Raw genomic sequence first — 20727 nt, forward strand, 5'->3', positions numbered from 1 at the left:
GCAGCGGCGGATCAGCGTAGCGCTTTCTTGGGAGGATGCGCTGTTGTTGTCTTACTTCGCCTTGGCGATCTCGATCTTGCCGTCGAGGATGCCCTTCTTGATCTCGTCAAGCTTGGTCGTCACGTCGGCCGGGATCGTCGGGGCGATGTCATCGCAGACCTTGACTTCGACGCCGCCCGAAGCGAGGTCGAAAGTGCGGGTGCCGGCAGTGACCTTGCGGCCCTCGACCTCGTCCTTGATCAGCGTGTAGACGGCGATATCGCCGCGCTTCAGCATGCTTGCGAGCACGTTTCCGGGAGCCGAGCTGCACATGTCGATGTCGACGCCGATCGAATATTTGTCGGCCGCCGCACTCGCCTGCATGACGCCTTCACCCGTCGGGCCGGCAACGTTGTAGACGATGTCGGCGCCCTGGCCGTAAAGCGCCTGGGCAAGTTCGCTGCCCTTCGCCGGATCGTCGAAGGTTCCGGCGAAGACGGAGTTCACCTTCACGTCGGGTGCGGCATATTTGGCGCCTTGCTCGTAGCCGCCGAGGAAGTTGCGGATCACGGGAATGTCGCGGCCGCCGACAAAGCCGATCGCCTTGCCGTCGCCGATCTTGGGAAATTCGCTGCCCTTGGCCTCGATCATGCTGGCCAGCGCGCCGGCGACGAAGGATCCCTGCTCCTCGGCGAAATTGGCATAGATCATGTTGGGATTGTCGAGCACGCCGTCGATGAACACGAAGCGCTGGTCGGGATATTCCTTGGCGACCTTCTGCAGCGAATCCACCAGCTCCCAGCCCATCACGAAGATGAGGTCGTATTGCTTGGCCTTGGCGAGGTTCTCGAACTGCTCTTCGTAGTCGAGAGCGCGATTGCCGGTATCGACCAGTTTGAGGTCGATGCCGAAATCGGTCTTGGCCTTGTTGAGACCGTTGACGATGGAAACACCGAAGCCCTGTGCGAAATATCCCGAGATGGCGGCGATGGACACCTTGTCCTGTGCCGCGGCGGATCCGAACGAGATGGCAAGCATCGTGCCGGCCATGAACAAACTCTTGAGCGCCCTTTTCATGTCATTCCCCTTCAGCTTTTTTCAGCTTTTGAAGCCACGCCTTGACCACCCGCGCATTGTGCCGAGACAGCCGGCTATTTTCGTTGATGGTCATATGAGTTTATGAGCGGCCCCGCAGGCTGTCAATCGCCATGCGAGGCAGTTTCGTCGGACCTTTTTTCGCTTGCCTGACATCGAAGCTTGACAAATGGCGGCCGGGGATAATTGTTGATACTCTAACGAGTTAGCAAACGACGGGAAGAGAGAGCGGACAATGCCGGCTGTGGTCGTCAGGAAATTTCTGGTTCAGGTCGAGGAGATATTTCATGAAGGCGGTCCCCCTGCCGCGCGTCCGCTCAAGCGCGGCGCGGTCGTGGCCGTCATCGCCAATCCCTTTGCCGGGCGCTATGTCGAAGAGATCACCGGGTTCATGGACGATCTGAAGCCGCTCGGTCTCGATATGGCTCGACGCCTGATCGACGCCATCGGCGACGGCGCCTCGGCGATCGAAGGCTATGGCAAGGGCGCCATCGTGGGTGCTGCCGGTGAGCTCGAACACGGCGCGCTCTGGCACAATCCGGGCGGCTACGCGATGCGCGAGTTGCTCGGAAACGCCAGGGCGATCGTGCCCTCGACCAAAAAGGTCGGCGGCCCCGGCACGCGGATCGACATTCCGATCACGCACATCAATGCCTCTTATGTGCGCAGCCATTTCGATGCGATCGAGGTCGGCGTCACCGACGCGCCGCGCGCAGACGAGATGGCGGTCATCCTGGCGATGACCACCGGTGCGCGGGTTCATGCGCGGGTGGGTGGCCTTGCCGCCGCCGATATCAAGGGCGAGGACGGATTGAGATGAGCGCAGAGATCCGCCGGATCATCACCATCGTCGAGGAAACCTTGAGCGAGGGCGGCCGTCCCGTCGATCCGCCGACCCGCCGTGCGGCAGCCATTGCCGTGATCCGCAACCCTTATGCGGGCGCCTATGTCGAGGATCTGTCGGCGTTGAGCGACATCGGCGAGGAACTGGGCGAGATTTTGCCGAAGCGCGCGGTTGCGGCACTCGGCATTCCCGGCAACCGGGTCGAGAGCTTCGGCAAGGCGGCCGCGGTCGGTGCCGATGGTGAACTGGAACATGCCGCAGCCATCCTTCACCCCAAGCTTGGCGCGCCGTTCCGCGATGTTCTTGGCAAGGGTGCGGCGCTCATTCCTTCGTCGAAGAAACGCGGCGGCCTCGGCGTGCCGCTCGACATCCCGCTCGGCCACAAGGACGCGGCGCGGGTGCGCAGCCATTTCGACGGCATGGAGGTTCGCGTGCCCGACGCGCCGCGTGCCGACGAGATCGTCGTCGCCATCGCCGTGGCCGATTCCGGCAGGCCGCACCCACGCGTCGGCGGGCTGACCACGGACAGGATCGTCGGCAAGGACGGCGTCAGCTGATCACGTACCTGACAGTCTGCGCCATCATCCGGATACGACTTCCGGCACCCGCATTGCCGGTGGCGTGTTGCGGCTCCGGCCGGTCCGCGTCACGCCGTCGATGACGACCATTCCTATACCCGGAAGATTGCCCTGCACCATGCTGTCGAGCAGCCCGTCGCCGGCCCCGCCGATCGCCTGATCCATGAAGACCAGGTCGGCGGCGCGGCCGACCTCGATCATGCCGCGATCGTGCAGCCCGCGCACTCGCGCCGGGTTGCCGCTGGCAAGGCAGAACGCCACTTCCGGCGCGACGCCGCCCAGCGAGGCCAGCATGGTCAGGGTCCGAAGGATGCCGAGCGGCTGCACGCCGGATCCGGCCGGGCTGTCGGTGCCGAGCACGATGCGTGAAAGTTCGCCACGCTCTTTGGCAAGGCCGAGCACGAACAGTCCGGTGCGCAGATTGCCGTTGTGGACGATTTCCAGCGCCCGCGAGCCTTTCTCGCAGATTTGCCGGATTTCCGCTTCGGGCAGCGCCGTCGGTCCGCCATTGACGTGGGCGACAATGTCGGCGTCGACCTCAAGCACGGTATCCGCGCCGATGCGGCCTGAGCCGGGCAGGGACGGCCCGCCGGTATGGGTCATCGAGGTCATGCCGTATTTGCGTGCCCAGGCGATCATCTGCCGGCCGGTAGGCCCGTCCTTGACGCCGCCGAGGCCGACTTCGCCGATAAGCGTCACACCGGCTTCGGCCAAATAGCGGAAATCCTCTTCGGTCAGGCCGGGTTCCAGGATCGGCGCTCCGGCCAGGATCTTCATGCCGTTCGGGCGGAAATTGGAGAAGGTCCGCTGCGCCGCGATGGCCAATGCCTTCAGCCCGACCAGATCGCGCGGGCGGCCCGGCGTATGGACCTCTCCCGCCGAGACGATGGTGGCAACACCACCATGCACCGTCGAATCCATCCAGCCGATCTGGTTCTGCCGCGGCGTCCAGTCGCCGGCCACCGGATGCACGTGATTGTCGATAAGCCCGGGCGCGACCGCCGAGCCGCCGGCGTCGATCACGGTGTCGGCAGCACCGACGTCAAGCGCGCCAGCCTTGCCGATCGCGGTGATCTTGCCGTCGACCGCGACGATCGTGTCGGCGTCGAGGATCGGCCGGCCGAGATCGCCGGAAAGCATCAGACCGATATTGCGCACGACAAGCGTGTTGGGTTTCGGGTCGTGCGACATCGGCACCTCGTCTGTCATTCCTGGAAGTCGTTGCGACGCGAATTATTTCCCGACGTCGCCATTCGACGGATCGTCGTCATTGATGCGGTTGAGCAGGCGAAGCAGCGTCGCCTGCTCGGCTGGCGTGAGCGGCGACAGAAACCGCCGCCCGACTTCGACGCTGCGTTCGAGTCGGTCGAGCGTGTATTTGGTTCCCATGTCGGTCAGCGCGATCATCGACAGCCGCTGGTCGGTGTCAGAGGCGCTGCGGGTGATCAGCCCGTTCTTGAGAAGCTTGCGGACAACGATGCTGATGGTCGAGGGATCCATCGCGGTCAGCCGTCCCAAATGGTTCTGCGAGACCTCGCCATGCCTGAGGATCGTCGCAAGCGCGGCGAACTGCGTCGGCGAAAGGTCTTCGCCCGCCATCACCTGTTGGAAGCGCAGCGTCGCGCGCTGATGCGCCCGGCGAATCACGTGCGCTGGATGGCGATCGAGCTCGTAGCCGGTCTTGGCGTATCGCTGCAGCACCTGCTCGCGGCTCAGCGGCTTGGCGTCGTCGCCTGATCCCTTGGGCGCCGCTGCGCTGCTTTCGGGTTGCGATTCGATCTCAGTCTTCACGCCGCACTCCTGTCGCCGCTGTCTCGGATGCCGCAGTCTCGAAAGACGTTCAAGCCGCGACTTCAGTCGGTTGAAGCGACGTTCCGTCGCGAAGGGCCGCGACGACGCTCGCCGAATCGCTGACCACGCCGAAATGCGTCGCTATGTCGTAGAGCGAACTTTCCTGCTCGCGCGGCCCGGTCGCCGCGCAGCAATCGCTGGGCACCACCACTTCATAGCCCTGGAAAAAGGCGTCATGGACGGTCGAGCGCACGCAGATATTGGTGACCACGCCGAAGATCACCAGTTGATCGACCTGCATGTCTTTGAGGGTCAGGTCGAGGTCGGTTTGAAAAAACGCCGAGTAGCGCCGCTTGATCAGGTGGATTTCATCGTCACGGGCACCAAGGTCCTCGATGATTTCCGGCCCCCAACTGCCCTCGAGGCAATGCGGCGTGCGCTTCACCCATTCGCGCTCGCGCCGCATGCCGGCCCGATGGGTGTCGTGGACCCAGATAATTGGCACGCCGCCGGCGCGCGCGGCCTCGATGACGGCCAGTTGCGGCACGACCAGCGTCTCGTATCCCGGCAGCACCATGGCGCCGCCGGGCTTGCAGAATTCATTGACCATGTCGATGACGATAACCGCCGCGCGTTGCGGATCAAGGCGCATCGCGTCATCGTGCCGATGTGAGGAAAAACTATCCACGGGCATGGCGAGCTCCTTTGGTCGATTGTTGATACTCATACAAAAAACCGTCGCGGATGCCAAGTCAATCCCGTTAAAGCAAAGCCGCTTGCCGAATCGGCGCAAGCCGGTCCGACGAGGGCTTGCGCCGTTTTCCGTTGCGAAAATGGCATTGACAAGGGGGTACGATCACGTGTTCGATTTGTATGACCATCAATGATATTCAATTCGCCAGACTTTGCCGGGCGGAGGGCTGAGCCATGAGGACAATCGTTACCGGATCCAGCGGTCTGCTTGGCCGCCATGTTGCGGCAGCGCTGGCCGCTGCCGGTCATGATGTGTTGGGTATCGATGCCGTCGCGCCTGGCACCGTGCCGTGGCGGCATGCGACCGCGGATCTGACCGATCTGGGATCGGCGCTGCAACTGGTACGCGATTGCGACGCGGTGGTCCATGTCGCGGCCATTCCGCGCCCGACCGGACGGGCCGGCGGCGAGGTGTTCAAGACCAATGTCGCGACCGCCTATAATGTCGTCGAGGCGGCCACCATGGCTGGCGCCCGGCGCTTCGTCTACGCCTCGTCCTTCAGCGTTTTCGGTTATCCTTTCTTCGAGAAGACCGTGCGCCCACCCTATCTGCCCGTGGATATGAACCATCCCGTCGGCGCGCAGGATCCTTACGCGCTGTCGAAATGGCTCGGCGAGGAAATCGTCGACGCGGCGGTGCGCCGCGGCGCTTTTTCGGCCGTCAGCCTCCGCATGCCCTGGATCCAGACCCCGGAAACCTTCTTCGCCGGTGTCGGCCCGCGCCGCGCCACCGCCGACAGTGCCCGCGACCTGTGGAGCTATCTCGACGCGCGCGACGCGGGCCAGGGCTTCCTGCGGGCGTTGCAATGGAGAGGCGCGGGCCATCTCCGCGTACTGCTCAGCGCCGCCGATACTTTCATGGAGGAGGAAACCGAGCCGCTGGTGCGCCGCGTCTATCCGGATGTCCCGCTGTCGCGGCCGATCGCCGGCCATGGCGCCGTGCTCGACACGAACCATGCCCGCGAAACGATCGGCTTCGAGCCCAGCCATTCGTGGCGCTCCTATCCCCAGCCGGAGTCTGGAAAATGAAGCGTTTCGACGAAAAATGCGTGCTCGTCACCGGTGGCGCCGGTGCGATCGGCAGTGCGGCGGTAAGGCGTTTCCTCGATGAGGGTGCAAAGGTCGCGATTGTCGACCGCAACGCCGAGGCGGCGCAGCAACTGGCTCAGGCTCTGGGCGAGCACGCAGTGGCGATCGAAGCCGACGTCACCGATGAAGCCGACGTGCGGCGTGCCGTTGCAACGACAGTCGAGACCTTCGGCGGTCTCGATGCCGTCTTCAACAATGCCGGCATTTCCGGCGCCGTCGCGCCGGTTCACGAACTGCCTGTCGAGGACTGGGACACGATCATCCGCATCAATCTGCGCGGCATGTTCCTCGTCCTGCAGGCATCGCTTCGGGCGATGATCGCGGCCGGCAATGGCGGCTCGATCGTCAATATGGGCTCGTCCATGGCCGGCTGGGACGTGCTCGCCGGCGGCGCCGGCTATGTCGCCTCAAAGCATGGCGTGATCGGGCTGACGCGGGTCGCAGCACTCGATGCCGCGCCCTACGGCATACGCGTCAACGCCATCTGCCCGGGCGTGATCGAGACGACGCTCGGCGTGCCGGCGGCCGGCGACGGCGATTTCAAGAGCAGCGTCCAGCATTTCGCCGACCGCATCCCGTTGCGCCGTATCGGCCAGCCGGACGATGTCGCGGCCACCGTGGCCTTCCTCGCCTCCGACGAGGCCAGGCATGTCACCGGCGCGGACTGGCTGATCGACGGCGGCCAGACCTTGCAGAGCTGGGCCAACGCGCCGGCCGGCGGCGCGTTTCCGAAATTCAGGTAAAACATATACCGTGTCATTGGGGCTGGCGCAGTCGCGTCAAAGCCTCTTTGGCGGCATTGCCTGGATGATCTGGACGGCGAGATCGAGGTCGGCAAGCCCGCCCGAAAGCGGCGTGCGCGGTGTCGCACCCGCCAGGATGCAGTCGGCGAAATGCAGCCATTCGCGCCGGAAGGCGGTGTCGGGAATGCCCGGTATCACGCGTTCGGATGCCGTCTCGCCGGCCGCTTCGCGCACCCGCACGATCGCCGAGGCATTGCGGAAATAGGGGTTCTGGAAATCGATCCGCACCTCGTCGCGCTCGCCATGCACATGGATCCATTCGTCCCACCATTCATATTGGGCGAGCGCCATGTCGAAGATACAGGGGATGCCGTCATAGTCGAGCACGGCCAGAAGCTGGTTCGGGCCGGTCTGCTGCGCGTGCACGACGCGGCTCGGGGTGCCGAACGCGCCGCGCATGACGGCAAGATCGTGGCTGCTCAGGCCGAGCAGCAGGAGATAGAGGTCGCGATAGCCGGCATGCTCCGGCCCCAGTGCCGCCTCGACGCGTCGTGCGACGGCGTCTCTCCCGGCCGCGAGCAGATCGGCCGGCACATCGGCGATGCGGGTCTGCGTATAGAGCTTGCCGTAGCGGTCGAAGCGGCCGGCGAAATCGTGGACATGGATCGACTTCGGCTTGCCGATGGCGGCGATGCGCTCGAGGCCGATCTCATAGCCTGGATCGTAGAGTTTCATGTAGCCGACAAGGGCAACGAGGCCGCTGCGTTCGGCCTGCTCGACCAGCGGGCGTGCCTCCTCAGGTGTGAAGGCAAGCGGCTTCTCGACGATCAGATGCTTGCCGGCGCGGATGGCATCAGTGACCATCTCGCCATGGTCGTAGGTGCAGATCACCACGGCGTCGATATCAGGATCGGCGAGCAGGGCGCGATGGTCGGTATAGCGGGCCGCGACACCATAATGCTCCCCGACCTTGTCGACCGTGCCGGGTGAGATGTCGCAGAGCGCGGCGATGCGAAACGCAGGCAATTCCTGGAGATAGGGCAAGTGCATCAACTGGGCGATCTCGCCGCAACCGATAACGCCAACGCCGATAACGCGATCCTGCATGTCAACCCTTGACGGCGCCGGCCGTCAGGCCGGCGATGAACTGCCGTTGCATGGCGATGAAGACGACGATCACCGGCAGTGTCGTGATCGTCAATGCGGCGAAATAGAGTGTCCAGAGCGAGTCGTATTGCTGGAAGAAGCTGACCAGCCCGAGCGGAATGGTCTGCACGGACGGGTCGCGCAGGAGCAGGAAGGCGAGGAAGAAATCGTTCCAGATCTCGATGAAGCCGAAGATCAGGATCAGCGCCACGCCCGGCCGGATCAGCGGCAGCATGATATGGATCAGGATCGCCAGCCGGCTGGCGCCATCGACGCGCGCGGCGTCTTCCAAATCGGCGGGCAACGTGACGAAGAAGCTGCGCAGGATGAAGACCGAAAGCGGCAGGGAGGTCGCGGCGTAGACGAAGGCGATGCCGAGCCGGTTGTTGATCAGGCCGAGATCGCGCGCCACCATGAACAGCGGAATGGCCATGACTTGCGGCGGCACCAGCATGGCCGCCACGGCCACCGCCAGCACAAGGCCGCGTCCGCGAAAACGAAGGCGCGCCAGCGCATAGGCGCAGGGCGTCGCCACGACGACCAGGATGATCAATGCCGAACCGGTGACGAAGACGCTGCTGACGATGCGCGATCCCATGCCGGCGATGCGCCAGGCATCGGCATAGTTCTGGAACACGAGGCTCGATGGCGGCCCCCAGATGTTGCTCAGCATTTCCTGCTTGGTCTTGAGCGAGCCGAACAGCACCCAAAGCAGCGGATAGATCGTCTCCATGAGCACGAGCACGAGCGCGGCATAGATGCTCACGAGTTCGAGAATGCCGCGTGCGCCGAGGCGGCGGCGATGGCTGGCCATACCGTTGCCAAGCGAAAGAGAAGGGTTGGCCGCGCCGCTCATCAGACGTCAAGCCTTTGCCGCCGCATCAGGGCGAGCAGCCCGACGCTGGCCAGCCCGACGATCAGGAAGAGCACGTAGCCGATGGCCGCGGCATAGCTCATGGCGCCGTCCTGGAAGGCCTTGCTCATCATGTAGGTGAGCACGACCTCGGTGGCGTGGTTCGGGCCGCCCTTGGTCAGGACATAGACGATGTCGAAGTTGCGAACGAAGGCGCCGGAAAGGCCGAGAATGGTGTTGATGAAGACGATCGGCATCATCATCGGCAAGGTGACATGCCAGAAGCGCTGGACCGGTCCCGCACCGTCCATCTTCGCCGATTCGTAGAGCTCGGACGGGATCGTCTGCAGCCCCGCCAGATAAATGACGGCGTGGAAGCCCAGCCATTTCCAGACATCGACGACGATGATCGAATAGAGCGCTATATTGGCGTCGCCAAGCCATGACTGTTTCAGTCCGCCGAGGCCGAAAAGATCGAGCGCGCCATTGAGCAGCCCGAAGACCGGATTGTAGATCCAGGACCAGAGCAGTCCGACGGCGACGAAGGACATCGTCACCGGGATGAAGGCGGCGGCGCGAAAGAAGGTGCGGCCGATGAGCGCCCGGTTGAGCAGCAGCGCCAGCCCGAGACCCAGCACGTTCTTGAGCACGACGACGGCGACGACGAAAATCAGATTGTTGCGCAGCGCGCCGAGAAAGATGCGGTCGTGCGCGAGGCGCTGATAGTTGGAAAAGCCTGCCCATGTCGGGTCGGAGAATCCGTCCCAATTGTGCAGGCTGAGCCAGAAACCGTTGACGAAGGGCCAGAGGTAGAACAGACAAAAAAGGATCGCGGCCGGCAGGATCATGACGAAGGCCACCGCGCCATCGCCTGAAACGAAGCGCCCGAAACGGCTCGTGGAAGGAGCCGCCTCTTGCGGTCGCGTGCTCATGCGGCCTTCGCGGTTTTCGGCGTCAGCACCAGCCCGAGCGTGTCGCCGATATAGGCGATGCTCTCCAGCGTGCTCTGCTCGGCCGTCTTCTTCGAAGCGTCCAGTTCGATGATGGCAAGGCCATCGTAGTTCGCTTCAAGCAGCACGTCGACGATTCCCGCGAGATCGACGACACCGGCGCCGAGCTCGCAAAAGGCGCCGTAACGGTCGTAGCCTTTCAGCGCCGGATCGACCTTGGTGTCCTTGAAATGCATGTAGCGCACGGCCGGGATGTAGGTCCTGACCACATCGACCGGATCGGAGTTGGTATGGGCAAGATGCGCCGGATCGATGCAGAGGCCGGCAAGGTCTGTATCGAGTTCATCCATCATCCGGTCGAGCTGGTCGCGGCGTTCGATGAAGGTGTCGAGATGCGGGTGATAGACCGTCTCGATGCCGAGGTCCTTGGTCCGCTTGCCGATATCCTCGAGCGCGCGGCAAAAGGCGTGGTAGTCGTCGGCGGTGTGAGGGCCGGCAATGGCTTCCGACGGGCCGCCGCCCAGAACCAGCACCGGTGAGCCGAAACCCTTCAGCATCCTGGTCAGCGCGACAAGCACATCGCGCTCATAGGGCCAGGCGACAGGGTTGGTGAAGATCGCGTTCACATAGAAGGAGGAGAGCTTGATGCCATACTCGCTCTGGCCTTCCGAGAGCAGCGCGTAGCGCCGCAATATGTCGGTATCGGTCGTGACTCCCATCGGCGCCTGATTGCCGAGCTGCATGTATTTGCGGGCGTACTGGTCCGAGAGGCTGGTGAAGGCGAGGATCTCGAACCAGCCGAAACCCTGATCGGCCAGGAATTTCATGGCCGGTCTGAGCGGAAGGCCGGTCAGGTCCCAGCTGTTCAGGTGATAGCCGATCGAGAAGCGCTGCCGCTCGGCGCGATTTGTCGTCATGTCCCTTGTCTCCGGTAAGCGAGGCAGCCCGAGACGGGCGGCCTCCTTGTTCAATGGCTAGTTTTCATGCCTGGCGCATCAGCCCGGCTGGATGCGCACTCGCCTGCAGGCGACTTCACTTGGGCGGCCAGTTGCCCTGCGCCCTAAGGTCGTCGAAGGTGGTCTGGATCGAGGCCGCGGCATCCTCTGGCGTCGTCGTGCCGCCGACGATGCCGGCGATTGCCGAGGCGGTGGCACTCGCTACTTCCGATGGCCAGATCCAGTCGAGGAACTTGATCGTGCTCGGGAAGGCTTCCTTGCGCAGCTCGACGGCATAGGCGTCGTCAACCTGCGGCACGCCCTTGATCGAAGCCGCGATCGGCTGCTCCGGAGCAAGATAGAGCGTCGCCACCTCTGGCCGGGTCAGATACTCGACAAACTTGATGGCCGCGTCGAGCTTCTCTGGCGGGATCGACGAGGCCACGCAGATGCCGTTGTCGGCGCCGCCGCCATGGCCTGGCGCGCCCGGCGTTCCGTCCATTTTCGGAAAGGCGAAGACGCCCCATTTGAAGTCCTTGACGCTCGTCTGGAGCGACGGGATTTCCCAGGTGCCGCCATAATACATGGCGCTCTTGCCGGCGGCGAAAGCCGCGCGCATGCCGTCCTGGTCGACGGAAAGCGAATCTTTGGAAAGGATGCCGTCATCGACCCACTGCTTGATCAGCTTGAACCCTTCGACGTCAGGCGCATCGGTGAATTTCGCCGTGCCTTCCAGGTTCTTCTGCGTCTTGCCGATCGGGTCGCCCGAAGCCTGCGAAAAGGTCTCGAAATACCACATCGGCCACATGACGGTGTTCGAGCCCTGATGCAACAGCGGGATCACGCCTTCGGTCTTGAACTTCGGCACGGCCGCCTTCAGGTCGGCATAGGTCGGCGGCGCCTTGATGCCAAGCTTCTGGAAGAGGTCGACATTGTAGAAGATCGTCGATGTCGACAGGGTGGAGATGGGAACGCCATAGACCTGGCCGTTGATCGTGAACGCGCCGAGTGCCGCGGCATCGATCCTGTCCTGGAATGGTTTGATCTTGTCGGTGATAGGCATCACCAGCTTGCGCCGGACATAGGCGCCATTGGTGTAGAAGGCCGGGCAGGCGATCAGGTCCATTTCCTGGCTGGCCAGCTTGGCGGTCATCACCCGCTGGATGGAATCGGTCTGCGGCCCCTGCGCGTCCCACTCGACCGCCGAGACGTCGGGATTGGCTTTGAGGAAGCCGTCAATGACCTGCTGCTGAATCTTCTTCTGCTCGTCCGGCGGTTGACGCGGAGCGAGCTGGTCGAGGGCCGAACCGCCGAAAACCTTGAGGGTGATCCCATCGGCAAGGACGGTGCCGGGCATCGCGATCAGGCTCAGGCTGAGCAGTGCGGCAAGGATGGCGGGGCTTTGTTTTGAACGATGGGTCACTCTCTGCTGAACGGGCATCTGGCTCTCCTTTACGCCAATGCCGAGGGGCAACCTCGGGACCAAGATCGTTGATGGTCATATGATCTTGGTCGCCTGTTTAGAATTTTGTCAATCGGAAGATGTGCCTGTTGTTTGATCAATCCCAAGGTCGGAGTTGGGCAGATACGCGCACAGATTGCCGCGTCGGCCGGCTCGCCCTGTCCGGTTGCTGAATCTCGGACTCGTTCGGTTGAGTGCTGCGACCTCGGCCGCCGCTGCGGGGCATTGTCGTTGACTGGCCGACCGGAGATTTCGGGTCGCTATCTCAGGCGCCTGGCCGAAATGGATTGGCGATACGCAGCCCTTCGTCGAGCGCCATGCCATGTTGCATGTCCTCCGACCAAAGTGTGTCGCAGCCGGCGTGAAGCGCTGCGGCGGCGATCATGGCGTCGTAGATGGAAAAACCGTAACGCTCGGCCAGCGCCAGCCCTGTCTCGTGCGTCTCGATGGTGACGGGATGGACGGTCAGCAGGCCGCGTAGCGTGGACAGAAACATGTGGGTCTCCATCCATGACAGCCGCATCTTGCGGCGGGCGACATTGGCAAGTTCGTTGAGAACCTGCACGCTGATCGCGCCGCCAGCGGCGATGGCCATCTCCGCCTGGTCGGCTTTTACGGGATCGCCCGCCGCGATATAGACAAGAACATTGGTGTCGAAGAAGCTACCGGGCATTCGCCTCATCCCGGTCAAACTTGAAATCGGCGGGAAGGCGACCGCGGAAGGCACGAAGCCGCTTCAGCAATTCCTCGCGCCCAGGCTTGCGCGCGACGTCGAGCCGTCGGGCATCGGCGATATGGATTTCAATCTCATCGCCTTCCCTGAGTTCGAGAGCTTCGACCACAGCAGCGGGAAGACGGATGGCGAGGCTGTTGCCCCACTTGGCGACCTGCATCACACTCTCCTTTGGATATACGTCAGGCGGTATGTATATCCATGGGAGGTTGGTTTCAAGACCGCGCCCCCCAGGGCAATCGCATATGGCGCTCCCCCACTCCGTCTCGGCTTCGCCGAGCCACCTCTCCCCCACAAAGTGGGGCAGAGGAAACGCCAATCGCCGTGGTCGCGGCCTTGAAAGGCCTGGGTTTCCTCTCCCCATGTCATGGGGGAGAGGTGGCCGCGCAGCGGCCGGAGTGGGGACAGGCGCTGCCATATGCGATTGCCCCGCCGCGCCCCCCGATGCAGGTTGACAAAAAACCAACACGCTATTAATTCCGTATATTGGATGCAATTTTTTGAAAACCCTCTGCTTTGAAACCCTCTGCGAAGGGGCCGTATCCGCCGGCAGCTGCGTCGCAAATCTAAGGATGCCCGTCAATGAACCTGGATCGCGTTATTACCGTCGTCGGAGCCCATGCCGAGGGTGAGGTGGGCCGGGTCATCACCGGCGGCGTCCTGCCGCCGCGTGGTGCGACGATGTTCGAGCGCATGGAGGCGCTGGAACGCGATAGCGCCTGGTTGCGCAACATGCTGCTGTTCGATCCGCGCGGCAGCGTCAACGCAGCCGTCAACCTCATCACGCCGCCGATACGCGCCGATGCCGATATCGGCATGATCGTCATGGAGTCGGACTATTTTGTGCCGATGTCGGGCTCGAACCTGATCTGCACGGTCACGGTCGCCCTAGAGGCCGGCATGATCCCGATGCGCGGCGCCAGGACCATCGTCAGGGTGGACACGCCGGCCGGCCTCGTCGAGGTCGAGGCGGATTGCAGCGGCGGCAAGTGCCGCCGCATCACATTCCGCAACATCCCGTCCTTTGTCATGCATCGCGACCGCATGGTCGAGGTGCCCGGGCTGGGATCGCTGCGGGTCGATGTCGCCTATGGCGGCATGATCTACTGCATCGTCGATGCGCAGGACGTCGGCGTCACGCTGGCCCGCGATGAGGCGCGCGACTTGATCGGGCTGGGCGAGCGCATTAAAGCCGCTGCCGCCGAACAGCTTCCCTCGATCCATCCGGAAAACCCGTCGATCAACACCATCAACCAGACGGAATTCGCTGGCCCGCTGCGGATCGTCGATGGAGTGAAGACCTCGAAGAATGCCGTGGTCGTTTCTCCCGGTCGGCTCGACCGCTGCCCCTGCGGCACGGGAACCTCCGCGCGAATGGCCTTGCTGCATGCGCGCGGCGACCTCGCTGTGGGCGAGAAGTTCCGGCACACCTCGATACTCGACACCGTCTTCGATTGCCGCATCGTTGGGCCGGCCATGGCTGGCAGTGTTCCTGCGGTGGTTACTGAGGTTTCCGGGCGCGCCTGGCTGACCGGAGTAAGCCACTACGGGGTGGATCCGGAGGATCCATTCCCCGAGGGCTATAGGCTGTCGGACACATGGTTCAGATAACCGCCGGTGTTCAGGTAACTACGGTATATTTCGCCGGCTAATCATACTGCGCAAGACCATCACGCAACACGAACCGGACAGGCAAACAAACCGATGACGACATTAGGGAATACCGGCCTGACCTGGCTCAACCCGCCGCCGCATCACGCATTCGGCGACAACACTTTGCAGGTGCGCACCGGCAAGGAGACTGATTTCTGGCGCGAGACATTCTACGATTTCTGGCGCGACAACGGTCATTTCCTGTATCGCCAGGTCGAGGGCGACTTCACAGCCGAGGTCACGATCAAGGGCGACTACAAGGTGCTCTACGACCAGGCCGGATTGATGGTGCGGCTGAGCGAGACGCACTGGGTCAAGGCCGGCATCGAATATACCGACGGGCTGATGTATTTTTCCGTCGTCGTGACCAACGATGCGTCCGACTGGTCGCTGGTCAGCATTCCGGCAAGTCCGGACGGCATCAGGATCCGCCTGACCCGCCACGCCGAAGCGATCCGCGTTCAATATCTGGATGCGTCCGACGGCCACTGGAAGCCGGTGCGGCTTGCCTATTTCCCGCCCTCGAAAACGGTCGATGTCGGCATGATGTGCTGCTCGCCGCAACGCGAGGGCTTCGAGGTCACATTCAGCGATTTTTCGGTCGGCCCGGCGATTTCGAGGGAACTCCATGACTGAGGCGCCCCAAGCAGGACCAGTTGCGGGCCGCGCGCGCCGGGATGCGGGCAAGGTCCGCTGGGCAATCGTGGGGGCGAGCCAGATCGCCCGCTCCTGGGTCGCCAGGGCAATCCAGTCCGTGCCGGATGCGGAACTGGTGGCGGTCGTCAGCCGCAGTGCTGCCCGTGGCCGTGCCTTCGCCGACGATCTCGGGATTCCGGTATCCGCGACAAGCCTCAAATCGCTTCTAGCCGAAACCGCGATCGACGCGGTCTACGTTTCGACCAACAATGACAGGCATCGCGACGACACGCTCGAGGCTGCGGCGGCCGGCCTGCATGTGCTTTGCGAAAAGCCGCTCGGGCTGACGCTGTATGATGCCGTCGAGATGGCCAGGACCTGCGACCGCGCCGGCGTCGTCCTGGCGACGAACCATCATATGCGTGGCGCAGCGACGCACAGAGCTATCCGCGACCTGGTGCTGACAGGCCAGATCGGCCGGCCGCTTGCCGCGCGTGTGATGTATTGCGAGTACCTTCCCAAGGAATTGCAGACGTGGCGTACGAAGGACAAGGCGCAGGGTGGGGTCATCTATGACCTGACCGTGCACAATGTTGACGTTCTGCGCTTCGTGCTTGCTGACGAACCGGTCGAGGTCATGTCGATGAAGGCAAGCAGCCTGATCGGCGAGAATGGCGTGGAGGACCAGGTGCAGTCCATCGTCAACTTCGCTTCCGGGTTGATTGCCTACATGCATGAAGGCCAGGTCTTCGCCCATCACGAGACGGCGCTTGAGATCCATGGCACCGAGGGCTCGGTCTATGGCCGGGGCATCCTGGATGAGGCGCCGTCCGGTCGTGTCTATGTTCGCCGCGGCACCGAGATGACGGAAATCCCGGTCGAGCCCGCCAACCTTTACGCCACCACGATCGCCCAGTTCGATGCCGCCGTGCTTCATGGCGATCGTCCGGCGGCGACGGGTTGGGACGGGGTCGCCTCGCTTGCCACGGCGCTGGCCGTCAGGCGCTCGGCACAAGAGGGGGTGCGTGTGTCCGTGCCACGCTTCGAGGAAAATCCGCCCGTTCCGGTGGCGTGACATGCCCATATTGGCGCTGCCGCAACGCGGATTTCACAGTGGACTTTCGGATAGAATATTGTAGATTGGATACATTATTGCGGAAAGAGAGTCCAAGGAGAGACCAGAAGATGACGCATTGGCAGGGGGTATTCCCGGCGGTTACGACCAAGCTCGACCAGGACGGTTCGATCAATCTCGAAGCGACGCAGGCAAGCATCAACCGTCTGATCGACAACGGCGTTTCGGGCATCATCGTCCTGCCGATGCTGGGCGAGAATGCCTCGCTGTTGCCGCGGGAGAAGGAAGCCGTCATCCGGGCCGCCAGGGAGGTCGTCGCCGGCCGCGTTCCGCTTCTCTCCGGCCTTGCCGAGATCTCGACCGCGGGGGCGATCGCCGGCGCGCGCGCCTTCCAGGATTACGGCGCCGAAGGCCTGATGGTGTTCCCGAGCCTCGGCTATAAGACCGACCCGCGCGAGACGGCCGAATGGTACAAGGCGATCGCCGGCGCCAGCGACCTGCCGATCATGATCTACAACAACCCGATCGCCTACGGCGTCGATGTCACGCCCGCCGTCCTCAAGATGCTGGCCGATTGCCCGACCATCGTGGCGGTCAAGGAAGAGACCGGTGACGTGCGCCGCGTCACGGATATGTTCATCGAACTGGGCAACCGCTTCGATATCTTCTGCGGCGTCGACGACCAGATCGTCGAAAGCATGTCGCTCGGCGCCACGGGCTGGGTTTCGGGCATGACCAATGCCTGGCCGAAGGAATGCGTCCAGTTGTTCAACCTGTGCGCGGCCGGCAACTTCGCCAAGGCACGCGACCTCTATCGCATCCTGACGCCGTCCTTCCATCTCGATACGCATGTGAAGCTGGTTCAGTACATCAAGATGGCCGAGCACCTTGTCTGTGGCGCGCCGGAATGGACCCGGGCGCCGCGATTGCCCTTGGCCGGTGAGGAGCGCGAGCGCGTCATCGCCACCATCAAGGCGACGATCGAAGAGCTCAAGCAGACGCAATCGCGCCGGGCTGCCTGATCCGCGGAGACGTTCAGGTCACTATCGGAAAACTCCGCATCGCCGGTCGCGCTTTCAAGAGGACGCGGCCAGCGGATGCGCCAGGAACGGGTTGCATGCATAAGATTCCCACATTCGGCGTGTCCGACCTGAAGCAGGTCCGCGCGACGGCGCGGCGGCTGGATTCGGCCTGGATCGGCGACGGCTTTTCCCGCGACGGCGGCTCCGGCATCGCAAACATCATGTCTCCCTTCGACGGGGAGACGATCAGCGAAGTCGCCTTTGCCAGCGAGAGGCAAGTGAATCTTGCCGTGCAGGCCGCCCGCGCGGCGCTGAAGGCGGACTGGGGCACCATGGGGCACGATGGCCGTGCGGTATTGATCCGGGCGCTGGCGGACGCGATCGAAAGAAACTGGCTCGAAATGGCGCTTCTGGAGAGCCTCGATGTCGGCAAGCCGATCCTTCATTCCTACAATGACGATGTGCCGACGACGGTCGGCGTGCTGCGCTGGTATGCCAGCCTGACGGAGACCGCCTATGATCTCAGCCCGGGGCGCCGCAAGGGCGTGCTCAGCCAGATCGTGCGCGAGCCGCAGGGCGTGGTCGGCATCGTCCTGCCCTGGAACTACCCGCTGACCACGCTGGCGCTGAAGATCGGCCCGGCTCTGGCCGCCGGCAACACCGTCGTCTGCAAGCCGGCCGACGATACGCCGCTCACCACGCTGCGGCTGGCCCAACTCGCGGTCGAAGCGGGATTTCCGGCCGGCGTCATCAATGTCGTCCCCGGCACCGGCGCGGTTGCCGGAAAGGCGCTGGGCCTGCATGATCATGTTTCGGCGATTAATTTCACCGGTTCGACCGCCACGGGACGGCGTTTCCTGCGCTATTCGGCCGATTCGAACCTGAAGGAAATTTCGCTGGAATGCGGCGGCAAGAATCCCGCCATCGTCCTGCCTGACGTCAAGTCGTTCGACCGTTTCGCCGACGACATCTCGACCGGCTTTCTGATGAATTCCGGCCAGCTCTGTTCATCCATATCGAGGGTTCTCGCGCCGCGCGCGCTGGAAGGCGATCTTCGCGACATGCTCGCCGCCGAGATGAGAGAATGGCCGATCGGCGATCCGTTCGATCCGGCCACGCGCATCGGGCCGCTGGTCAGCGACGCCCACGCGGCCAAGGTTAATCGCGCCATCGACACCGAGAAGCAGCGCAACAATGATTTCAGCGTGTCGGCCGCCAAAACCAAAGGCGCATCGCCGCGCATGGTCGAGCCGGTCGTGTTCTTCAATGTCGCCGAAAGCGCCGATGCCTGGAGAGAGGAGATCTTCGGTCCGGTTCTCTCCGTCAGGTTCTACGACGATCTCGACAGCGCGATCCGCAGTGCGAACGATACGCAATATGGCCTCAGCGCCTATGTCTTCGGCGAGAATCCCCAGGCAATTCGCGAGGCATCCGCCACGCTTGATGCGGGTTTCGTGGCGATCAACGCTTTCTGCGAAGGCGATTTCACCACGCCGTTCGGCGGTTTCAAGACGTCCGGCTTCGGCGGCAAGGACAAGGGCATTCATTCGCTCGACCAGTATTCCCGGACCAAAAGCATCTGGTGGGCGACATAAAGGCTGGCCTGTGTTCGGCCCGGCAAGTCAAGGTAAGTTCGATATGGCATCCAAGGCGTATGACTACATCGTTGTCGGGGCGGGGGCCGCCGGTTCGATCGTCGCAGCCAGGCTTGGCGAGGACCGGAGCGTTCGCGTTCTCGTTCTGGAAGCCGGCCCGAGCGACAATTCCATCTATGTGCGCATGCCGGCCGCCATGTCCTACCCGCTGACCGACCAGCGCCGGACATGGAGTTTCGAGACCGGACCAGAAGAGGCGCTCGGCGGGCGCATGATCACGCATGTCAGGGGCAAAATGCTGGGCGGCTCCGGCTCGCTCAACGGCATGGTCTATGTGCGCGGCAATCCGCGCGACTTCGATACGTGGGCCAAGGACGGGCTGCCGGGCTGGTCGTTCGCGCATTGCCTGCCCTATTTCAAGCGGCTGGAAACCTACGACAAGGGCGCCAACATCTATCGCGGCGGCGATGGGCCGATTGCGATCACGACGCTTAAAGGCGATCTGCCGGTCTTCGCGGCGTTTATCGAGGCCGGCCAGCAGGCGGGCCATCCGCTCAATCCCGACTACAATGCCTACCGTCAGGAAGGCGTCCATATCTACCAGGCAAATATCGACAGGGGCGTGCGGGCAAGCGGCGGCAGGGCCTATCTCAGGCCGGCACTACGCAAGGGCAATGTCGACCTCAAGCTGAACGCGCTGGTGCACCGGATCGACTTCGACGGCAAGCGCGCCGTCGGCGTGACGTATGAGGTTGACGGCGCGACCCACACTGTCGAGGCCGGACGCGAGGTGGTGCTGTGCGGCGGCGCCTTCAACTCGCCGCAGCTTCTGCTCTTGTCCGGCGTCGGTCCCTCCGAAGAGTTGCGCGCACTTGGCGTCAAGTCGGTTACGGACGTGCCGGGCGTGGGCAAGGGCCTCGTCGACCACGTCGCCGTTTCGGTTCGCTACAGGGCGTCGCGCCCGGGCGTTTCCCCCGCCATGGACCTGAACATGTTCAAGATGGGCCTGATCGGGGCGCGATGGCTGTTTCTGCGCTCCGGTCTCGGCGTGACCAATCTTTGGGAGGTCGGCACGTTCTTCAGGAGCAGCGCGGCCGTCGACTATGCCAACATCCAGCACGAGTTTCTGCCGATGCTGGGCGAATTGATGCATGGCAAGGTCAACATCGAAGAAGGGTTCCAGTACCAGACTTGCCTGATGCGGCCGAAGAGCCGGGGCGCGGTGACGTTGAAATCGGCCGATCCGCGCTCCCACCCGTCGATCATTTCCAACTATCTCGCCCATCCGCAGGACCAGCGGGATCTGATCGACGGCGTGCGCCACACCGACGAGATCATCCGGCAGCGCGCCTGGGACGGCATGCGCGGGCAAGCCCTGACGCCGGGGCTGAGGACGATGCCCGACGCCGATGTGCTTGCCTGGCTAAAGGACAATCTCGGCACGCAATACCACCCTTGCTCGACGTGCCGGATGGGCGTCGACGACATGTCGGTCGTCGACGCCGACGGCAAGGTGCACGATACCGAGGGGCTGCGTGTCATCGACGCGTCGGTCATGCCGCGCATCACCAGTGGCAATTTGCACTGCCCGACCATGATGATTGCGGAAAAGCTTGTCGACCGCGTGCGCGGGCGCACGCCGTTGCCGCCACAGATCGTCGACTACGCGGATCGGCACTAGCGCATGACCCCGAAAATCGGAATCGATTTTCGGAAAGGATCATGCGCAAATCAAAGTGTTACAGCGTCCTTTGCGCGTCCGAAAGGACGCGCGGCGCTGTAATGCATGTCGCCC

Annotated in this window: 21 protein-coding genes; 10 read left to right on the top strand and 11 right to left on the bottom strand. The window is 63.3% G+C overall.

Annotation, left to right across the window (positions count from 1 at the left end; genetic code table 11):
• Positions 1-51: 51 nt before the first annotated feature.
• The gene (locus MESS2_RS19215) at positions 52-1056 is read right to left on the bottom strand and encodes a BMP family lipoprotein (RefSeq protein WP_008876083.1); all 1005 of its coding nucleotides are present in this window, start codon (positions 1054-1056) and stop codon (positions 52-54) included.
• Positions 1057-1309: 253 nt separating this feature from the next.
• Between MESS2_RS19215 and MESS2_RS19220 the strand changes: the two genes are divergently transcribed.
• Both MESS2_RS19220 and MESS2_RS19225 read left to right on the top strand, forming a co-directional pair.
• A complete protein-coding gene (locus tag MESS2_RS19220; protein ID WP_008876084.1) occupies positions 1310-1894 on the top strand; it encodes an amino acid synthesis family protein in 585 nt (194 codons plus the stop codon).
• On the top strand, positions 1891-2475 hold the full coding sequence (locus MESS2_RS19225) for an amino acid synthesis family protein (protein WP_008876085.1): 585 nt from the start codon (positions 1891-1893) through the stop codon (positions 2473-2475). Before MESS2_RS19220 ends, MESS2_RS19225 begins: the two co-directional genes overlap by 4 nt.
• A gap of 24 nt (positions 2476-2499) precedes the next feature.
• Here MESS2_RS19225 and MESS2_RS19230 read toward each other — a convergent pair whose 3' ends face one another.
• Genes MESS2_RS19230 through MESS2_RS19240 form a run of 3 tightly spaced genes read right to left on the bottom strand, consistent with a single transcriptional unit; the run spans position 2500 to position 4981 of the window.
• Entirely contained in the window at positions 2500-3687 is a 1188-nt protein-coding gene (locus MESS2_RS19230) for an amidohydrolase family protein (protein WP_040593531.1), read from the bottom strand.
• Between the two features lie 42 nt (positions 3688-3729).
• On the bottom strand, positions 3730-4287 hold the full coding sequence (locus MESS2_RS19235; RefSeq protein WP_008876087.1) for a MarR family winged helix-turn-helix transcriptional regulator: 558 nt from the start codon (positions 4285-4287) through the stop codon (positions 3730-3732).
• Between the two features lie 49 nt (positions 4288-4336).
• Positions 4337-4981 (bottom strand): cysteine hydrolase family protein, encoded by a 645-nt coding sequence (locus tag MESS2_RS19240; RefSeq protein ID WP_008876088.1) that lies wholly within the window; start codon positions 4979-4981, stop codon positions 4337-4339.
• A 233-nt stretch (positions 4982-5214) separates the two neighbouring features.
• Between MESS2_RS19240 and MESS2_RS19245 the strand changes: the two genes are divergently transcribed.
• Together MESS2_RS19245 and MESS2_RS19250 are read left to right on the top strand one after the other, a co-directional pair.
• Complete coding sequence (locus MESS2_RS19245; protein ID WP_008876089.1) at positions 5215-6069, top strand: NAD-dependent epimerase/dehydratase family protein; 855 nt, start codon at positions 5215-5217, stop codon at positions 6067-6069.
• Positions 6066-6872, top strand: coding sequence for an SDR family NAD(P)-dependent oxidoreductase (locus MESS2_RS19250; RefSeq protein ID WP_040593526.1), 807 nt, complete (start codon positions 6066-6068; stop codon positions 6870-6872). The genes MESS2_RS19245 and MESS2_RS19250 overlap by 4 nt, the downstream gene beginning before the upstream one ends.
• Positions 6873-6908: 36 nt before the next feature.
• Here MESS2_RS19250 and MESS2_RS19255 read toward each other — a convergent pair whose 3' ends face one another.
• The 7 genes from MESS2_RS19255 to MESS2_RS19285 all read right to left on the bottom strand — a co-directional run bounded on the left by MESS2_RS19255 (position 6909) and on the right by MESS2_RS19285 (position 13111).
• Positions 6909-7979, bottom strand: a complete 1071-nt coding sequence (locus MESS2_RS19255; RefSeq protein ID WP_008876091.1) for a Gfo/Idh/MocA family protein — start codon at positions 7977-7979, stop codon at positions 6909-6911.
• 1 nt (position 7980) lies between these two features.
• Positions 7981-8874, bottom strand: a complete 894-nt coding sequence (locus MESS2_RS19260; protein ID WP_008876092.1) for a carbohydrate ABC transporter permease — start codon at positions 8872-8874, stop codon at positions 7981-7983.
• Positions 8874-9803 (bottom strand): carbohydrate ABC transporter permease, encoded by a 930-nt coding sequence (locus MESS2_RS19265; RefSeq protein WP_008876093.1) that lies wholly within the window; start codon positions 9801-9803, stop codon positions 8874-8876. Before MESS2_RS19265 ends, MESS2_RS19260 begins: the two co-directional genes overlap by 1 nt.
• Positions 9800-10738 (bottom strand): sugar phosphate isomerase/epimerase family protein, encoded by a 939-nt coding sequence (locus tag MESS2_RS19270; protein ID WP_008876094.1) that lies wholly within the window; start codon positions 10736-10738, stop codon positions 9800-9802. Before MESS2_RS19270 ends, MESS2_RS19265 begins: the two co-directional genes overlap by 4 nt.
• A 115-nt stretch (positions 10739-10853) precedes the next feature.
• Positions 10854-12197 carry an extracellular solute-binding protein gene (locus MESS2_RS19275; RefSeq protein ID WP_008876095.1) on the bottom strand — a complete coding sequence of 448 codons (1344 nt, stop codon included), beginning with the start codon at positions 12195-12197 and terminating at the stop codon, positions 10854-10856.
• Between the two features lie 286 nt (positions 12198-12483).
• Positions 12484-12891 (bottom strand): PIN domain-containing protein, encoded by a 408-nt coding sequence (locus MESS2_RS19280; protein WP_008876096.1) that lies wholly within the window; start codon positions 12889-12891, stop codon positions 12484-12486.
• Positions 12881-13111 (bottom strand): AbrB/MazE/SpoVT family DNA-binding domain-containing protein, encoded by a 231-nt coding sequence (locus MESS2_RS19285; RefSeq protein ID WP_008876097.1) that lies wholly within the window; start codon positions 13109-13111, stop codon positions 12881-12883. The genes MESS2_RS19280 and MESS2_RS19285 overlap by 11 nt, the downstream gene beginning before the upstream one ends.
• 422 nt (positions 13112-13533) lie before the next feature.
• On the opposite strand from MESS2_RS19285, the gene MESS2_RS19290 reads away from it, so the two are divergent.
• From MESS2_RS19290 to MESS2_RS19315, 6 genes are all read left to right on the top strand, one after another.
• On the top strand, positions 13534-14562 hold the full coding sequence (locus tag MESS2_RS19290) for a proline racemase family protein (RefSeq protein WP_008876098.1): 1029 nt from the start codon (positions 13534-13536) through the stop codon (positions 14560-14562).
• 93 nt (positions 14563-14655) lie between these two features.
• Complete coding sequence (locus MESS2_RS19295) at positions 14656-15240, top strand: DUF1349 domain-containing protein (protein ID WP_008876099.1); 585 nt, start codon at positions 14656-14658, stop codon at positions 15238-15240.
• Positions 15233-16315 carry a Gfo/Idh/MocA family protein gene (locus MESS2_RS19300; RefSeq protein WP_008876100.1) on the top strand — a complete coding sequence of 361 codons (1083 nt, stop codon included), beginning with the start codon at positions 15233-15235 and terminating at the stop codon, positions 16313-16315. The genes MESS2_RS19295 and MESS2_RS19300 overlap by 8 nt, the downstream gene beginning before the upstream one ends.
• Before the next feature lie 110 nt (positions 16316-16425).
• Entirely contained in the window at positions 16426-17337 is a 912-nt protein-coding gene (locus tag MESS2_RS19305; protein ID WP_008876101.1) for a dihydrodipicolinate synthase family protein, read from the top strand.
• Between the two features lie 95 nt (positions 17338-17432).
• Positions 17433-18932: an aldehyde dehydrogenase family protein gene (locus MESS2_RS19310; protein ID WP_008876102.1), complete on the top strand. Its 1500-nt coding sequence runs from the start codon at positions 17433-17435 to the stop codon at positions 18930-18932.
• A 43-nt stretch (positions 18933-18975) separates the two neighbouring features.
• Entirely contained in the window at positions 18976-20613 is a 1638-nt protein-coding gene (locus tag MESS2_RS19315; RefSeq protein WP_008876103.1) for a choline dehydrogenase, read from the top strand.
• The last annotated feature ends 114 nt before the right edge of the window (positions 20614-20727 follow it).

Origin of the sequence: Mesorhizobium metallidurans STM 2683, from assembly GCF_000350085.1 — a bacterium.
GTDB lineage: Bacteria > Pseudomonadota > Alphaproteobacteria > Rhizobiales > Rhizobiaceae > Mesorhizobium > Mesorhizobium metallidurans.

Bases quoted from the DNA above. Each gene is read 5' to 3' on its own strand.
- MESS2_RS19215 (WP_008876083.1), bottom strand. From the start codon at position 1,056: ATGAAAAGGGCGCTCAAGAGTTTGTTCATGGCCGGCACGATGCTTGCC.
- MESS2_RS19220 (WP_008876084.1), top strand. From the start codon at position 1,310: ATGCCGGCTGTGGTCGTCAGGAAATTTCTGGTTCAGGTCGAGGAGATA.
- MESS2_RS19225 (WP_008876085.1), top strand. From the start codon at position 1,891: ATGAGCGCAGAGATCCGCCGGATCATCACCATCGTCGAGGAAACCTTG.
- MESS2_RS19230 (WP_040593531.1), bottom strand. From the start codon at position 3,687: ATGTCGCACGACCCGAAACCCAACACGCTTGTCGTGCGCAATATCGGT.
- MESS2_RS19240 (WP_008876088.1), bottom strand. From the start codon at position 4,981: ATGCCCGTGGATAGTTTTTCCTCACATCGGCACGATGACGCGATGCGC.
- MESS2_RS19245 (WP_008876089.1), top strand. From the start codon at position 5,215: ATGAGGACAATCGTTACCGGATCCAGCGGTCTGCTTGGCCGCCATGTT.
- MESS2_RS19250 (WP_040593526.1), top strand. From the start codon at position 6,066: ATGAAGCGTTTCGACGAAAAATGCGTGCTCGTCACCGGTGGCGCCGGT.
- MESS2_RS19255 (WP_008876091.1), bottom strand. From the start codon at position 7,979: ATGCAGGATCGCGTTATCGGCGTTGGCGTTATCGGTTGCGGCGAGATC.
- MESS2_RS19260 (WP_008876092.1), bottom strand. From the start codon at position 8,874: ATGAGCGGCGCGGCCAACCCTTCTCTTTCGCTTGGCAACGGTATGGCC.
- MESS2_RS19265 (WP_008876093.1), bottom strand. From the start codon at position 9,803: ATGAGCACGCGACCGCAAGAGGCGGCTCCTTCCACGAGCCGTTTCGGG.
- MESS2_RS19270 (WP_008876094.1), bottom strand. From the start codon at position 10,738: ATGACGACAAATCGCGCCGAGCGGCAGCGCTTCTCGATCGGCTATCAC.
- MESS2_RS19275 (WP_008876095.1), bottom strand. From the start codon at position 12,197: ATGCCCGTTCAGCAGAGAGTGACCCATCGTTCAAAACAAAGCCCCGCC.
- MESS2_RS19280 (WP_008876096.1), bottom strand. From the start codon at position 12,891: ATGCCCGGTAGCTTCTTCGACACCAATGTTCTTGTCTATATCGCGGCG.
- MESS2_RS19285 (WP_008876097.1), bottom strand. From the start codon at position 13,111: ATGCAGGTCGCCAAGTGGGGCAACAGCCTCGCCATCCGTCTTCCCGCT.
- MESS2_RS19290 (WP_008876098.1), top strand. From the start codon at position 13,534: ATGAACCTGGATCGCGTTATTACCGTCGTCGGAGCCCATGCCGAGGGT.
- MESS2_RS19295 (WP_008876099.1), top strand. From the start codon at position 14,656: ATGACGACATTAGGGAATACCGGCCTGACCTGGCTCAACCCGCCGCCG.
- MESS2_RS19300 (WP_008876100.1), top strand. From the start codon at position 15,233: ATGACTGAGGCGCCCCAAGCAGGACCAGTTGCGGGCCGCGCGCGCCGG.
- MESS2_RS19305 (WP_008876101.1), top strand. From the start codon at position 16,426: ATGACGCATTGGCAGGGGGTATTCCCGGCGGTTACGACCAAGCTCGAC.
- MESS2_RS19310 (WP_008876102.1), top strand. From the start codon at position 17,433: ATGCATAAGATTCCCACATTCGGCGTGTCCGACCTGAAGCAGGTCCGC.
- MESS2_RS19315 (WP_008876103.1), top strand. From the start codon at position 18,976: ATGGCATCCAAGGCGTATGACTACATCGTTGTCGGGGCGGGGGCCGCC.